Source organism: Halomonas sp. H33-56 (genome assembly GCF_040147035.1).
Lineage (GTDB): Bacteria > Pseudomonadota > Gammaproteobacteria > Pseudomonadales > Halomonadaceae > Halomonas > Halomonas litopenaei.
In genome coordinates this window covers 290285-304044 of record NZ_JAMSHP010000001.1, presented here as the reverse complement: position 1 = coordinate 304044, position 13760 = coordinate 290285, and the positions used below count along the sequence as shown (strand labels likewise).

Annotated in this window: 10 protein-coding genes; 5 read left to right on the top strand and 5 right to left on the bottom strand. The window is 64.7% G+C overall.

The window, feature by feature from the left end:
* Window positions 1-36: 36 nt before the first annotated feature.
* From ahcY to metK, 4 genes are all read right to left on the bottom strand, one after another.
* Window positions 37-1464, bottom strand: coding sequence for an adenosylhomocysteinase (gene ahcY / locus NFH98_RS01380; protein WP_108449994.1), 1428 nt, complete (start codon window positions 1462-1464; stop codon window positions 37-39).
* A gap of 39 nt (window positions 1465-1503) precedes the next feature.
* Window positions 1504-3558, bottom strand: coding sequence for an NAD-dependent DNA ligase LigB (gene ligB, locus NFH98_RS01375; protein ID WP_348827452.1), 2055 nt, complete (start codon window positions 3556-3558; stop codon window positions 1504-1506).
* 262 nt (window positions 3559-3820) lie between these two features.
* Window positions 3821-4288, bottom strand: a complete 468-nt coding sequence (locus tag NFH98_RS01370) for a hypothetical protein (RefSeq protein WP_348827451.1) — start codon at window positions 4286-4288, stop codon at window positions 3821-3823.
* Between the two features lie 902 nt (window positions 4289-5190).
* Window positions 5191-6411 (bottom strand): methionine adenosyltransferase, encoded by a 1221-nt coding sequence (metK, locus tag NFH98_RS01365; protein WP_045992242.1) that lies wholly within the window; start codon window positions 6409-6411, stop codon window positions 5191-5193.
* A 371-nt stretch (window positions 6412-6782) separates the two neighbouring features.
* On the opposite strand from metK, the gene tkt reads away from it, so the two are divergent.
* On the top strand, window positions 6783-8774 hold the full coding sequence (tkt, locus tag NFH98_RS01360; RefSeq protein ID WP_222516156.1) for a transketolase: 1992 nt from the start codon (window positions 6783-6785) through the stop codon (window positions 8772-8774).
* 165 nt (window positions 8775-8939) lie between these two features.
* Here tkt and NFH98_RS01355 read toward each other — a convergent pair whose 3' ends face one another.
* Window positions 8940-9992, bottom strand: a complete 1053-nt coding sequence (locus tag NFH98_RS01355; protein ID WP_222516157.1) for a class I fructose-bisphosphate aldolase — start codon at window positions 9990-9992, stop codon at window positions 8940-8942.
* A 174-nt stretch (window positions 9993-10166) separates the two neighbouring features.
* On the opposite strand from NFH98_RS01355, the gene NFH98_RS01350 reads away from it, so the two are divergent.
* The 4 genes from NFH98_RS01350 to NFH98_RS01335 all read left to right on the top strand — a co-directional run bounded on the left by NFH98_RS01350 (window position 10167) and on the right by NFH98_RS01335 (window position 13659).
* On the top strand, window positions 10167-10550 hold the full coding sequence (locus NFH98_RS01350; protein ID WP_348827450.1) for a CidA/LrgA family protein: 384 nt from the start codon (window positions 10167-10169) through the stop codon (window positions 10548-10550).
* Window positions 10547-11263 carry an LrgB family protein gene (locus NFH98_RS01345; RefSeq protein ID WP_045992246.1) on the top strand — a complete coding sequence of 239 codons (717 nt, stop codon included), beginning with the start codon at window positions 10547-10549 and terminating at the stop codon, window positions 11261-11263. Before NFH98_RS01350 ends, NFH98_RS01345 begins: the two co-directional genes overlap by 4 nt.
* A gap of 136 nt (window positions 11264-11399) precedes the next feature.
* A complete protein-coding gene (locus tag NFH98_RS01340) occupies window positions 11400-12428 on the top strand; it encodes a type I glyceraldehyde-3-phosphate dehydrogenase (protein ID WP_348827449.1) in 1029 nt (342 codons plus the stop codon).
* Window positions 12429-12495: 67 nt separating this feature from the next.
* Window positions 12496-13659, top strand: coding sequence for a phosphoglycerate kinase (locus NFH98_RS01335; protein ID WP_348827448.1), 1164 nt, complete (start codon window positions 12496-12498; stop codon window positions 13657-13659).
* The last annotated feature ends 101 nt before the right edge of the window (window positions 13660-13760 follow it).

The following is a 13760-nucleotide window of genomic DNA, read 5'->3' as shown; positions in this document are numbered from 1 at the left end:
GGCTGGCGGGGCGCACAGCCCCCTATCCGGCAAGCCTCAGTAACGATAGTGATCGGGCTTGTATGGCCCCTCCACCGGCACTCCGACGTACTCCGACTGGGCCTCGGTCAGCTGAGTGATCACGCCGCCAAAGCCCTCCACCATGTAGCGCGCCACCTCTTCGTCGAGATGGCGTGGCAGCACCGTGACATCAATCATGCCGTCGCGTTCGTCGGCGCCCAGCTCGGCAAAACGCCGGGCGTACAGGTGCATCTGCGCCAGCACCTGATTGGCGAAGGAGCCATCCATCACCCGCGAGGGGTGGCCGGTGGCGTTGCCCAGGTTGACCAGACGCCCCTCGGCCAGCAGGTAGATCACATTGCGGCTGTCGGGATCGTACGTCTGCCCCGGCCCGGCGTCACGGTAGATCTTGTGCACCTGGGGCTTGACCTCCTCCCAGAGCCATTGCTTGCGCATGTAGGCGGTATCGATCTCGCTGTCGAAGTGGCCGATATTGCAGACCACCGCGCCATTCTTGAGAGCGCCCAGCATGGCGGCGTCACAGGCGCCGATATTGCCGGTGCAGGTCACCACCAGGTCGGTCTTGCCGAGCAGTTCGAGATCGAGACTGTCGACGCCACGATTGACACCGCCGCGATAGGGAGAAACCACCTCGAAGCCATCCATGCAGGCCTGCATGGCACAGATCGGGTCGATCTCGGCGACCCGCACGATCATGCCTTCCTGGCGCAGCGAGGCCGCCGACCCCTTGCCCACGTCCCCATAGCCCATCACCAATGCCTGCTTGCCCGCCAGCAGGTGATCGAGCCCACGCTTGATGGCGTCATTCAAACTGTGACGGCAGCCATACTTGTTGTCATTCTTCGACTTGGTGACGGCGTCGTTGACGTTGATGGCCGGCACTTTCAAGGTGCCTGCCCTGAGCATCTCGAGCAGTCGATGGACACCGGTGGTGGTCTCTTCACTGATGCCGTGGATGGCGTCAAGCTTGTCCGGATGTCGCTCGTGCAACAGCAGCGTCAGGTCTCCGCCATCATCCAGCACCAGATTGGGGGTCCAGCCGTCGGCGCCATCCACCGTCTGCTCGATACACCACCAGAACTCGTCCTCGCTCTCGCCCTTCCAGGCAAATACCGGGATGCCTGCTGCGGCGATGGCCGCGGCGGCGTGGTCCTGGGTGGAAAAGATATTGCAGGACGACCAGCGTACGCTCGCACCAAGGTCGACCAGGGTCTCGATCAGCACCGCGGTCTGAATCGTCATATGGATACAGCCAGCGATACGTGCGCCCTTCAGCGGCTGGACCTCACGGTACCGGGCCCTGAGGGACATCAAGGCCGGCATCTCGCTTTCGGCGATGCGAATCTCGCGGCGCCCCCAGTCGGCCAGGCCGATATCGGCGACCCGGTAGTCACCCTGACGCTGAGCCCACTGCGCCCTTTGCGAAGCCTCGGTCGGAGTCATGCTCGCCTCCTGCTGGTTATCCAGCCTTCACTATAGGAGTCACCATGGCGGACTCGCCAACCAGGGCGCTGCGCCGATCTCTAGCCGGGCGCCAGCATCACTTTTCAGTCGAGTCGCTGAGGGGGAAGCTGGTGCGCGGTGTGAGAGACTAGCTGGAGAGCGGTTCGAAGGGCTATGCGAAGGGCTATGCGAATGGCCATGCGAAGGGCTAGCTGAGCCCGGCGTGGCAATCGAACGTGTCGCGTCATCGTCGAAGGCCCCGACGAAGCCAGCAATACCGGCGTCGGCCAGTTGCCGCGCCAGGGCGTCGACCTCGGGATGCGATAGAAACGCGCGCCAGCGCCTGGCGCCGACATCACCGACGCCGGGGCGGTGGCGCCAGCCGGCTGCGTCCAACGCAGACAGCGTGCGCCAGGAGTCGTGCTCGGAGATACCCCCGGCCGAGGGCGCTCCCAGGGCGCTTAGCCACCGCGGGAAGCCGCGATGGCTGGTCTCGGAGAAGGCAACACCAAGACGCTCTGCGGTGACCTTGCCGATGCCGCTTGCCTGGGCCAGTCGCTCTGGCGACAGTTCCCGCCAGTCCAGCAACCCCGCCACCAGGCCAGCGTCCACCAGCGCCTTCCAGGTGCCTTCCCCGACGCCGTCGAGATCCAGCGCCGATGAATCACTGAGCCAGGCCAGGCGAGCCAGAAACTGCTGCCGGCAGCCCGGGGTCGGGTGCCAGCAACTCAGCAGGTGAAAGTCCGATTCCGCGGGAACCTCGAGGTCAAGCCTCTCGGCTGCGCGCCAGGCCACCCCCTTAAGCTGAGGGATGATCAGCCCGGCCAACTCGATGATCACCTGATCGCCGGGCCGCAGATCCCACTCACGCCAGCGTGACAGGCTCCCCAGGCTGACCTGGCTCAGCCTGCGTCCATCCACCTCCACCGGCACAAGCCGGGCCACCGGGGTGATGCGACCGCTACGACCAATGCGGAACGCTATGTCGGCTACCTCCGCCAGGGCCTCTCGCGGTGGATACTTCCAGGCCAGTGCCCAGTGCGGCGGCTCGGCCTGCCAGGTCACACCGTCGGGCCTGCGCCCACGCCGTAGTACCACGCCATCGGTGGCGAAGGGCAGCGGCGAGCGATACCAGCGCTCGCGCCAGGCGGCGGCGTCCTCCTGGGATTCAACAGGGTGGGTGTATCGCGATATTTGACCCAGGCCCAGGCGCTCGAGCCCTGACAGTCGCTCCTCGAGCGCCCGCGGCCCCATCGGCCAGGACCAGACGAACAGACCGATACGCTGGCCCAGCGCAGGGGACAACTCATCGCGGGCAAGCCAGCCGGCCACATGGGAGCGTGCCCCTGCCCCGCCATCCCGCTGCTGGACATGATCTTCAAGGCGCTCATACAGCTCACCCTGAAACACCAGACCATCGCCGTCGGCAAGCGACTGCCAATCACCTGCCAGGCGCTGGGGAATCGACGGGATGACCGCGGCATGGCGTGTCCAGTCCTGGCCGGTCCGCCCGTCCCCACGACTGTACACGCCCGCCAGGCGGCCTTCGTGATAGACAAGGCTGACCGCCACGCCATCTACCTTGGGCTGAATCCAGACATCGGTAGCGCGGTCGGCCGGTGCCGCAGGCGGCGAGCCTGGACCTTCAGTCACCAGCCAACGCTGCACCTCGGCAGCGTCCTGCGCCTTGCGCAGCCCAGTATGCGCCACAGGATGGCGCTGCCAGGGGATGGCACTATCCGCTGTCGGCGCGGAAGCCCTATCCTTGAAGTCCGCCACCTCGAGCTCGGGAAAACAGCGCTGGAGTTCGCGCCACCGACGTTCGGTCTGGTCGAACACATCATCGCTGACCGGCGAGCTGCCGTCCTTTCGGTAGGCCTGCTCCCACTGCCGCAGGTGGCTGGTCAACTCGGTGATGCGACTGGACGCCGTGCTCGCCGTCCAGTCAGGACAGCTGGCGTTGGCCCACGACGGCAGGACCAGCGACACCACGAACAGCAGGCATCGCCAGCTGGCTGAGGAATGGAGAGACGAGAGGGTGGTGCTTTTCTGACGAGATACGAAACTCTGACAAGAGACGAGACGCCCGGCCATCTGGCCCTCCTTGGTCACGACCGAAGGTCACCATCGCAGACCACGACCTGACATGACGGCCGAACGCCTCGACCGATCGGCACGTTCGAACGGCGTGATCAGACGGCATACCTGAACGGCGCGGCTGTACGGAGAGCCCGTATGCTGAGGTGCTACTGGCGACGCTTTCTCAGATGGCGATCGGTACGTCGTACCGACCACCATGTCAGCACCAGCAACGGCGAGGTGATGGCGACGCCGAGCAGCACCTGTTGACCGATGCTCATAATCGAATATCTCCCAAGGGTTCGCTCTCGAACATCGTTGCATCATGCCCCAGGCTCGAAAGGCGCTGCGTCGACAGCACAAAGGCGGGCACGCTCAGTGCAATGACGATGACGGCGGTCAAGAGTCCCTGGTGCTGAAGCAGAATCATCATGATGGCGGCGGCAGTCACCAGAAACGTTGCCAGTGCGGCGGTAGCCTCCAGCGCCAGCTTGGTCATGAATAGCTCACGATACTGGAGATAATCATCGTCACCTTCCGGCGATACCACGTCATGGGAGTATCGCCCTCCAGCCTCAGTGGTCCCGTCATCGCCAGCCCCCTTGCGCGACGGCGACTCCTTGCGCCAGAGTTCCTGCTGTGACGCCAGCCTGGTTCGCGAGCAGGTCGGGTCCGCGTGAAGACGCTGAAAGTGCCCCTGATGATGGCGCTGATAGAAGTGATAGTGGTGCCTTGCTTCGCCCATCTTCTGATCCCCCTGTCGTTGCTACCGTCTTGGCGCAGCGCTCATGTCCCTGATCCTGTCTCACCCGCACATCGGCTCTTCTTCGTGCCGCCCGGGGCACCAGCCAGTATTCCTGTCACGGGCGCTATGGCCTCTTTCCATCGTGCCGACCACACCATCGTGCCGGCCACACTTCAATCGTGGCCAAGACATGTGCTTCCACGAACCGCCTTCTGTCCAGCGCCCCTAATGCCAAGGACATGGATATATACCGACGTCCAACTCACACAGGCCATATATGCCTGTCGCCGAAAGCGCCTCTTTCCTGACATCTTTCAGGCGGCTCGCCGGCGTTTTTTATCGCTAATCATTCTCACGTTCTGGCCGCCTTCCAACCGCTTTCTAACCGTTTTTCCGGCGACGTGGGCGTCACTTTCCCGTGCAGGCCACTTGGCCGCCGATGGTTTCTCGAACAGCGGTTTCTCGACAGTGGTTTCTCGACAACGATCTGGCGATGGACAACGACACATCGAACCTTTGACTACCGAGAACCAACGACCATCACTGGCTGCCTGACAGATGATGACGCGCTGATGCGATACCGCGCTGCCGACTAAGCGGCATCTGCATCCTGTCTCCATCTAATATTAGCCGTGAGCCAAAGGCTTCTCCGCCCGCATGCGCGGATATGAAAAGGAATGAGATGATGTCGCCGTTTGACGCATAACCCGGCGACAAAGAGGTAGGCAAAGACGCACAATTACCACCAGGTCACCAGAAGACTTGCGACCGCTCTGCCAACGTCTCTTCGCACATTCGCGGCCCCCCCGCCGCCACAATGCGACAAGGCCCGCCTGGCGAACCAGGCGGGCCTTGTCATGTCGGCAGGCGCGGACACCGTGCCGATACTGTCGGATGAGGGCTCAGATACCGGCGGCGGCGCGCAGAGCGTCGGCCCGGTCGACCTTCTCCCACGGGAAGGCGGTAAAAGTCTCGGTGTGGATCTCGCCTTCGGTATCGGTCCAGCTATAGCTGGTCTCGAAGGGCTCACGGCCAAAGTGACCGTAGGCTGCGGTCAGCTGATACATGGGATGCAGCAGATCCAGCATGCGAGTAATGGCATTGGGGCGCAGGTCGAAGTGATCGCGCACCAGCTCGACGATACGTTCGTCATCGATACGACCGGTGCCGAAGGTGTTGATCGACACCGAGGTCGGCTCGGCGACACCGATGGCGTAGGACACCTGGATCTCGCAACGCTCGGCCAGTCCCGCCGCTACCACGTTCTTGGCCACGTAGCGGCCGGCGTAGGCGGCGCTGCGGTCGACCTTGGACGGGTCCTTGCCGGAGAAGGCGCCACCACCATGTCGCGCCATGCCGCCGTAGGTGTCGACGATGATCTTGCGCCCGGTCAGGCCACAGTCACCCACCGGGCCGCCGATGACGAACTTGCCGGTCGGGTTGATGTGATAACGCGTGCTGTCGGACAGCCACTCCGCCGGCAGTACCTGCTCGATGATCTCGCGCTGGACCATCTGGCGCAGCTGCTCCTGGTCGATGTCCGGATCATGCTGGGTGGACAGCACCACGGCATCGACCGCGCAGGGCTTGCCGGCATCGTCGTAACGGAAGGTCAGCTGGCTCTTGGCATCGGGACGCAGCCAGGGCAGCAGGCCACGCTTACGCAGCTCGGCCTGGCGCTCCACCAGCCGATGGCTGTAGTGGATCGGCGCCGGCATGTAAGAGTCGGTTTCGTTGGTGGCATAGCCGAACATCAGGCCCTGATCACCGGCGCCCTGATCCTCGGGCTTTTCGCGATCGACGCCCTGGGCGATTTCGACGCTTTGCTTGCCGATCAGGTTGAGCACCCCGCAGGTCTCGCCGTCGAAACCGACGTCGGAGGAGGTATAGCCGATATCCATGATCACCTTGCGCACCAGCTCCTCGAGATCCACCCAGGCGGAGGTGGTGATCTCGCCGGCCACGATGGCGACACCGGTCTTGACCAGGGTCTCGCAGGCCACACGGGCATTCTTGTCCCGCGCGATCAGGGCATCGAGCACGGCATCGGAAATCTGATCGGCAATCTTGTCCGGGTGTCCTTCGGACACGGACTCGGAGGTAAACAGGGAGTATTCGCTCATGGCGTCCTCGACCCTCTGTAGGATAATCGGCAGGCGGGCCTGGCAAGATGGAAACGGGAGCGACCGTGATCGACGATCGCACTATGCAGATTCCGCGTGGACCTGGCGGGACGAAATTCTACACGCTCGACCGTCCGGTTCCTAGCGACAGGCCGGGCCATGGCAGACCCTGCCAGGCATGGATCAAGTCCCCGGCATTTGATGGATCTGTCATTTCCGGCGACAATATGTCCCCGATCGATCCGCGCCGCCCCTCCCGCCCTCGTTGTCCACAGGCACGACAGGCGGCGCCTATCCTTGACGCCGCTGCGCCGCCCCCACCGGGCAGGCCAACGTCAGATTGCCACTTTGCCCCAGGCGAGGAGCCCTCAATGCCGTCCCGTTTCGAACTGGCCAACGCCATTCGCGCCCTTTCCATGGATGCCGTCCAGAAGGCCAACTCCGGCCACCCCGGAGCCCCGATGGGTATGGCCGATATCGCCGAGGTGCTGTGGAACGACTACCTCGTTCACAACCCTGACGATCCCAAGTGGGCCGATCGCGACCGTTTCGTGCTGTCCAACGGCCACGGCTCCATGCTGCTGTACTCCCTGCTGCACCTGTCAGGCTACGACCTGGGTCTGGAAGAACTGCAGAACTTCCGCCAGCTCCACGCAAAGACCGCTGGTCACCCCGAGTACGGCTACGCTCCCGGCGTCGAGACCACCACCGGCCCCCTCGGCCAGGGCCTGGCCAACGCCGTCGGCATGGCCATGGCAGAGCGCACCCTGGCGGGTCAGTTCAACCGCCCGGGCCACGAGATCGTCGACCACTACACCTACTGCTTCCTCGGCGACGGCTGCCTGATGGAAGGCATCTCCCATGAGGTCGCCTCGCTTGCCGGCACCCACCAGCTCGGCAAGCTGATCGCCTTCTACGATGACAACGGCATCTCCATCGACGGCGAGGTCGAAGGCTGGTTCACCGACGATACCGCCAAGCGCTTCGAAGCCTACGGCTGGCACGTGGTACCGGCGGTGGACGGGCACAAGCCCGAGGAGATCAAGGCCGCCATCGAGATGGCCCGCACCCAGCAGGATCGCCCGACCCTGATCATCTGCAAGACCGTCATCGGCTTCGGCGCCCCCAACAAGCAGGGCAAGGAAGAATGCCACGGCGCGGCACTCGGCGAAGAGGAAGTCGCAGCGGCGCGCAAGCAACTCGACTGGCCCCACGCGCCCTTCCATATCCCCGAGGATATCTACCAGGGCTGGGACGCCTGCGAGCGTGGCCAGAAGCACCAGGCCGACTGGCAGGCTCGCTTCGAGCGCTACCAGCAGGAGCACCCGGAGCTGGCCCGCGAATTCCTGCGTCGCCAGAAGGGTGAATTGCCGAGCGAGCTCAACAGCGAAGCGCTGGTCGAGGCCGCCCAGGAGAAGGGCGAGTCCGTGGCCTCACGCAAGGCCTCGCTGAACTGCCTCAACGAGCTCGGCCCGCAACTGCCGGAGCTGCTGGGTGGCAGCGCCGACCTGGCGCCTTCCAACCTGACCTTCTGGAAGGGTGCCGAGGCCATCAGCGCCGAAGCAGCAGGCGGCAACTACCTGCACTACGGGGTCCGCGAGTTCGGCATGGGCGCCATCATGAACGGCATCGCCCTGCACGGCGGCTTCGTGCCCTACGGCGCCACCTTCCTGATCTTCATGGAGTACATGCGCAACGCCGTGCGCATGGCGGCGCTGATGAACCAGCGTGCGATCTTCGTCTACACCCATGACTCCATCGGTCTGGGCGAGGACGGTCCGACCCACCAGCCGATCGAGCAGCTGACCAGCCTGCGCACCACCCCGAACCTGTGCACCTGGCGCCCCTGCGACGCGGTCGAGACTGCTGCTGCCTGGGCCCACGCGGTCAAGCGCAGCGCCGGCCCCACCGCGCTGGTGCTGTCCCGTCAGGGCCTGCCCCACCAGCAGCGCAGCAAGAGCCAGCTGGCCAACATCCAGCGCGGTGGCTACGTACTCAAGGACAGCGAAGGTACCCCTGAGCTGATCCTAATCGCCACCGGCTCCGAGGTGACCCTGGCCATGCAGGCCGCCGAAGCCCTGGAAGCAGAAGGCAAACAGGTGCGCGTGGTATCGATGCCGGCCACCGACGTCTTCGACAGCCAGGACGCCGACTACCGTGAGTCCGTACTGCCGCGCAGTGTTCGCGCTCGCCTGGCCATCGAGGCCGGCCATCGCGACTACTGGAGCAAGTACGTGGGCCTCGACGGTGACACCATCGGCATGTCCAGCTTCGGCGAGTCGGCTCCGGCGGGCGACCTGTTCAAGCACTTCGGCTTCACCGTGGACAACCTGGTGGAACGCGCCAAGACGCTGCTGGGTTAAGTCCAGCGCAGGCCGGCACGCCCGGCCTGTTGCGACCAAAAGCGTGACCAGCAGAAACGAGCAGGGGCACGGCTTACGCCGTGCCCCTGCTGTATCTAGCGACCTTGATGGTCGGCCTAGGCGGCCTGATCCTCTATCCTGCGCGGTTGTTGAGGCAGGCTTGGATCAGGCGATGGTGACATCCGGCGCCAGATAGACGTCCTGAATGGCGTTGAGCAGGCTTACCCCGTCGCGCATCGGCTTCTGGAAGGCCTTGCGACCGGAGATCAGGCCCATGCCACCGGCCCGCTTGTTGATCACCGCGGTACGCACTGCCTGGGTCAGGTCGCCCTCTCCGGTGGAGGCACCGCCAGAGTTGATCAGCCCGGCACGCCCCATGTAGGCATTGGCCACCTGATAGCGGGCCAGATCGATCGGGTGATCGCTGGTCAACTCGCTGTAGACCTTCTCGTGGGTGTTGCCGAAGCCGATGGTACGATAGCCATCGTTGTTCTCGGGCAGCTTCTGCTTGACGATGTCCGCCTTGAGCGTCGCCGCCAGGTGGACCGCCTGACTGGTGAGGTCGGAGGCCACATGATAGTCGGTGCCCTCATGCTTGAAGGCCGGGTTACGCAGATAGGCCCACAGCACCGTCACCATGCCCAGCTCGTGGGCGCGCTCGAAGGCCGCGCTGATCTCTTCGATCTGGCGACGGCTCTCGGGAGAACCGAAGTAGATGGTCGCACCCACGGCGACGCACCCCATGTCGAAGGCCTGGTCGACCTCGGCGAACAGGGTCTGATCGTAGATCGCCGGATAGGTCAGCGTCTCGTTGTGGTTCAACTTGAGCATCATCGGGATGCGGTGGGCATAGCGGCGCGCCACCGACGACAGGCCACCCAGGGTAGAAGCCACGGCGTTGCAGCCGCCCTCGATCGCCAGCTCCACAATGTTGGCCGGATCGAAGTAGATCGGGTTGGGCGCGAAAGAGGCGCCAGCGGAGTGTTCGATCCCCTGATCCACCGGCAGGATGCTGAGGTAACCGGTGCCGCCCAGGCGGCCATGGTTGAACATCGACTGCATGCTGCGCAGCACCGCTGGCGATCGGTCGGAGTCCATCATCACCCGGTCGACGAAGTCCGATCCCGGCAGGTGGAGTTGCTCCTTGGCGATACCGCGACATTCATGAGTCAAAAGGTCCTCTGCCTCGGCACCCAGCCAGCTGGCAATATCACTCATCATCAATCTCCCTGTCATGCCCGACCCAGTCGGGCGGTAGGCGAATAGTCAGTCTACACAGGGTAGCGGATGACGCGCTGCAACGAGAGCCCCTGCTGACCAAGGCACCATGAGTCGGCACAATGGCTCAATTCCCCTGGCCCCGGCCAGTGACAATGACCCAAGAGGATTGCAATGTCCGTGTTACGAGGCTTTTTATGGCTTTCGCTGCTGTGGCTGGTCGGCGACCTGGTGGTCAGCCTGGGTGAACTGCCGCTGTCCCCCGGCGTCGTCGGACTGATGCTATTGACTGGTGTCTTCGTACTACGAGGCCGCATGCACGAAGACGTGGCAGCGGCGGCACAGCCGCTGATCATGCTGCTGGCGATGCTGATCATGCCCGGCGTGGTCGGGGTGTTCTGGGTGCTCGACCAGATCTCGGGGCACTGGCTCGCCGTGGGGCTGGCGCTGACCCTGGGCACCCTGTTGAGCGTTGCCAGCACCCTGTGGCTGATGCGCCGCCTGCTGCCGGCGACGCCCTCCGAGGCGACCACCACCGCCCAGGATAAGACCTCATGAACCTCGCCGTGGTCGATCACCTCGATACCCCGATGCTGGCCATCGCCCTGTCCATCGGCGCCTACTTGGCCGGCATGGCGCTGTTTCGGCGGCTCGGCTCTCCCGGCTGGTGCCCGCCGGTACTGCTGGCCTCGTTGCTGCTCGCCGCGACGCTCAAGGCGGCCGGCATCGCCTACGTCGACTATCGCCAGGGCGCCCAGTGGCTGATGCTGTTGCTGGGCCCGGCCACGGTGGCCCTGGCGGTACCGCTCTACCAGCAGATGCACCACATACGCGCGCTGTGGAGGCCGCTGCTGGTCTGCCTGCCGGTGTCGACGGTGCTGGCCGCCTGCTATGCGTTGCTGATCGCCTGGGCACTGGGGGCGCCGCCGGAACTGCTGGCCTCGCTGGCACCCAAATCGGTGACCGCTCCCATCGCCATGGGCATCACCGAGCGCCTGGGCGGCTCCGTGCCGATCCTGATGGGGGGATTGTTGATCACCGGCGTCGCGGCCACCGCCTGCGTCAGCCTGTTCGGCCGGCTCTTGAAGATCACCGATCAGCGCCTGCTGGGGCTGGCGCTGGGCATCAACGGCCACGCCATCGGTACTGTGCGCGCCTTCGAGCTGGGCCCCACCGCCGGCGCCTTCGCTTCTCTCGGCATGACGCTGACCGGGGTGCTGACGGCACTGATGATGCCGCTGGCCTGGCGCCTGGCCGGCATGCTCGGCTGAACCGATTCAGCTTTATTTTTATGCTACCTGCGCGGTTTTATGCCCAGTGTGACGCCGCTGGAGCCGCGACGCGCGGGGCGATTTGAGATAGACTTTCGCGCCTGTGTCCATCCCTCCGTGGAGAGTATCGAGCCCCATGGCCCAGCGTATTGCCATCAATGGCTACGGCCGCATCGGCCAGTGCGTCCTGCGAGCCCTCATCGAACGCAACGACCCCAGCTTCGAGGTGGTGGCGATCAATGAGCTCTCGGGACTCGATACCATTACCTACCTGACGCGCTACGACACCACCCACGGACGCTTCCCCGGCCGGGTGGAAAGCCGCGACGGCCATCTGATCATCAACGGGCATGCGATCCGGGTGCTGTCCGAAGAGGACCCTGACCGCCTGCCCTGGCGGGCGCTAGGCATCGACCTGGTGCTGGAGTGCTCCGGCAGCTTCAAGGATCGCGCCACCGCCGAGCGCCATCTCGCGGCAGGAGCCGGCCGGCTGTTGTTCTCCCAGCCGGCGGAAAGCGACGTCGACGCCACCATCGTCAGCGGCATCAATGACGACGACCTGACGCCCGACGTCCGGGTGGTCTCGGCAGCGTCCTGCACCACCAACTGCCTGGTGCCGATCCTGACCGTGCTCGACGAGGCGCTGGGCATCGAGCACGGTGTGACCACGACCATTCACTCGGCCATGAACGACCAGCCGGTGATCGATGCCTACCACCAGACCGATCTGCGCCTGACCCGCTCGGCGATGCAATCCATCGTGCCGGTGGACACCGGCCTGGCCCGAGGCATCAATCGCCTGATGCCGCACCTGGCGGAGCGCTTCGAGTGCCTCCATGTACGGGTGCCGACGATCAACGTCTCGGCCATGGACATGTCCATCTGCGTCAAGCGCGATACCTCGGCCAGCGAGGTCAATCGACTGCTGCGCGAGGCCAGCGAGTCACGGCTTCCTGACCTGCTGGGGTATACCGAGGAGCCCATGGCGTCCATCGACTTCAACCACGATCCCCGCTCCGGTATCGTAGACGCCACTCAGACGCGGGTGGCCGGTGGCCGCCTGCTCAAGCTGCTTTGCTGGTTCGACAACGAATGGGGCTTCGCCAACCGCATGCTGGACGTGGCCGGGCGCCTCGCCAGCCTTCCCCGGGTTCCCGAGCGATGACACTTCCACTGACCAGCCGTTGCCATTCGCTGTCTCCCTCAGACTTTCCAGACGAGGATCTGCCGACATGAACGTGCGCAAGATGACCGATCTCGACCTCAAGGGTCAGCGGGTACTGATTCGCGAAGACCTCAACGTACCTGTCAAACACGGCCAGGTGACCAGCGATGCCCGTCTGCGCGCCAGCTTGCCGACCATCAAGGCAGCTCGCGACGCAGGTGCCAAGGTGCTGCTGATGAGCCACCTGGGCCGCCCCACCGAAGGAGAGCCGGCCGACGAGTTCACCCTGGCACCGGTGGCGGCCTACCTCGGTGACCTGCTGGACTGCCAAGTGCGCCTGGTGACCGACTATCTCGAGCAGGAGCCGAGCCTGGAAGACGGCGACGTGGTACTGCTCGAGAACGTGCGCTTCAACCAGGGCGAGAAGAAGGACGACGAAGCCCTGGCCAAGCGCTACGCCGAGCTGTGTGACGTCTTTGTGATGGACGCCTTCGGTACCGCCCACCGTGCCCAGGCCTCCACCCACGGGGTGGCCCGCTTCGCACCGACCGCCTGCGCGGGCCCCTTGCTGGCCGCCGAACTCGATGCCCTGGAAAAGGCGTTGGCGACTCCCAGGCGCCCGATGACCGCCATCGTCGGCGGCTCCAAGGTCTCGACCAAGCTCGAGGTGCTCAACGCCCTGTCCGAGAAGTGCGACCAGCTGATCGTCGGCGGCGGTATCGCCAACACCTTCATCGCCGCGGCGGGTCACAACGTCGGCAAGTCTCTTTACGAGGCCGACCTGGTGGACAAGGCCAAGGCGCTGATGGCCAGGGTCGAGATTCCGCTGCCCACCGATGTGGTCGTGGCCACCGAGTTCTCCGACTCCGCCGAAGCCGTCACCAAGCCGGTGGACCAGGTCGCCGACAACGAAATGATCCTCGACATCGGCCCGGATACCGCCGCCCGCCTGGGCGACATGCTCAAGAGCGCCGGCACCATCCTGTGGAACGGCCCCGTCGGGGTGTTCGAGATCGACCAGTTCGGTGGCGGCACCGAGGCCCTGTCCAAGGCCATCGCCGAAAGCGACGGCTTCTCCATCGCCGGCGGCGGTGACACCCTGGCAGCCATCGACAAGTACGGCATCGCCGAGCAGGTGTCCTATATCTCCACCGGAGGCGGTGCCTTCCTCGAGTACGTCGAGGGCAAGGAACTGCCGGCGGTCAGCGCCCTCGAGGCGGCCGCTCGCTGAGGTTTGCCGAAAAAGCAGCGGCGCTCGCCGGTGCTTTCTACCAAGCCTAAGCCCCGGGGCCGGCCATCGCCGGCCCTTTGACAACCCAAGCGACATGGGCG

Coding starts and splice junctions, on each gene's coding strand:
- NFH98_RS01345 (WP_045992246.1), top strand. CDS start 10,547: ATGAACCTCGCCGTGGTCGATCACCTCGATACCCCGATGCTGGCCATC.
- NFH98_RS01355 (WP_222516157.1), bottom strand. CDS start 9,992: ATGAGTGATATTGCCAGCTGGCTGGGTGCCGAGGCAGAGGACCTTTTG.
- tkt (WP_222516156.1), top strand. CDS start 6,783: ATGCCGTCCCGTTTCGAACTGGCCAACGCCATTCGCGCCCTTTCCATG.
- NFH98_RS01340 (WP_348827449.1), top strand. CDS start 11,400: ATGGCCCAGCGTATTGCCATCAATGGCTACGGCCGCATCGGCCAGTGC.
- NFH98_RS01335 (WP_348827448.1), top strand. CDS start 12,496: ATGAACGTGCGCAAGATGACCGATCTCGACCTCAAGGGTCAGCGGGTA.
- NFH98_RS01370 (WP_348827451.1), bottom strand. CDS start 4,288: ATGGGCGAAGCAAGGCACCACTATCACTTCTATCAGCGCCATCATCAG.
- NFH98_RS01350 (WP_348827450.1), top strand. CDS start 10,167: ATGTCCGTGTTACGAGGCTTTTTATGGCTTTCGCTGCTGTGGCTGGTC.
- metK (WP_045992242.1), bottom strand. CDS start 6,411: ATGAGCGAATACTCCCTGTTTACCTCCGAGTCCGTGTCCGAAGGACAC.
- ligB (WP_348827452.1), bottom strand. CDS start 3,558: ATGGCCGGGCGTCTCGTCTCTTGTCAGAGTTTCGTATCTCGTCAGAAA.
- ahcY (WP_108449994.1), bottom strand. CDS start 1,464: ATGACTCCGACCGAGGCTTCGCAAAGGGCGCAGTGGGCTCAGCGTCAG.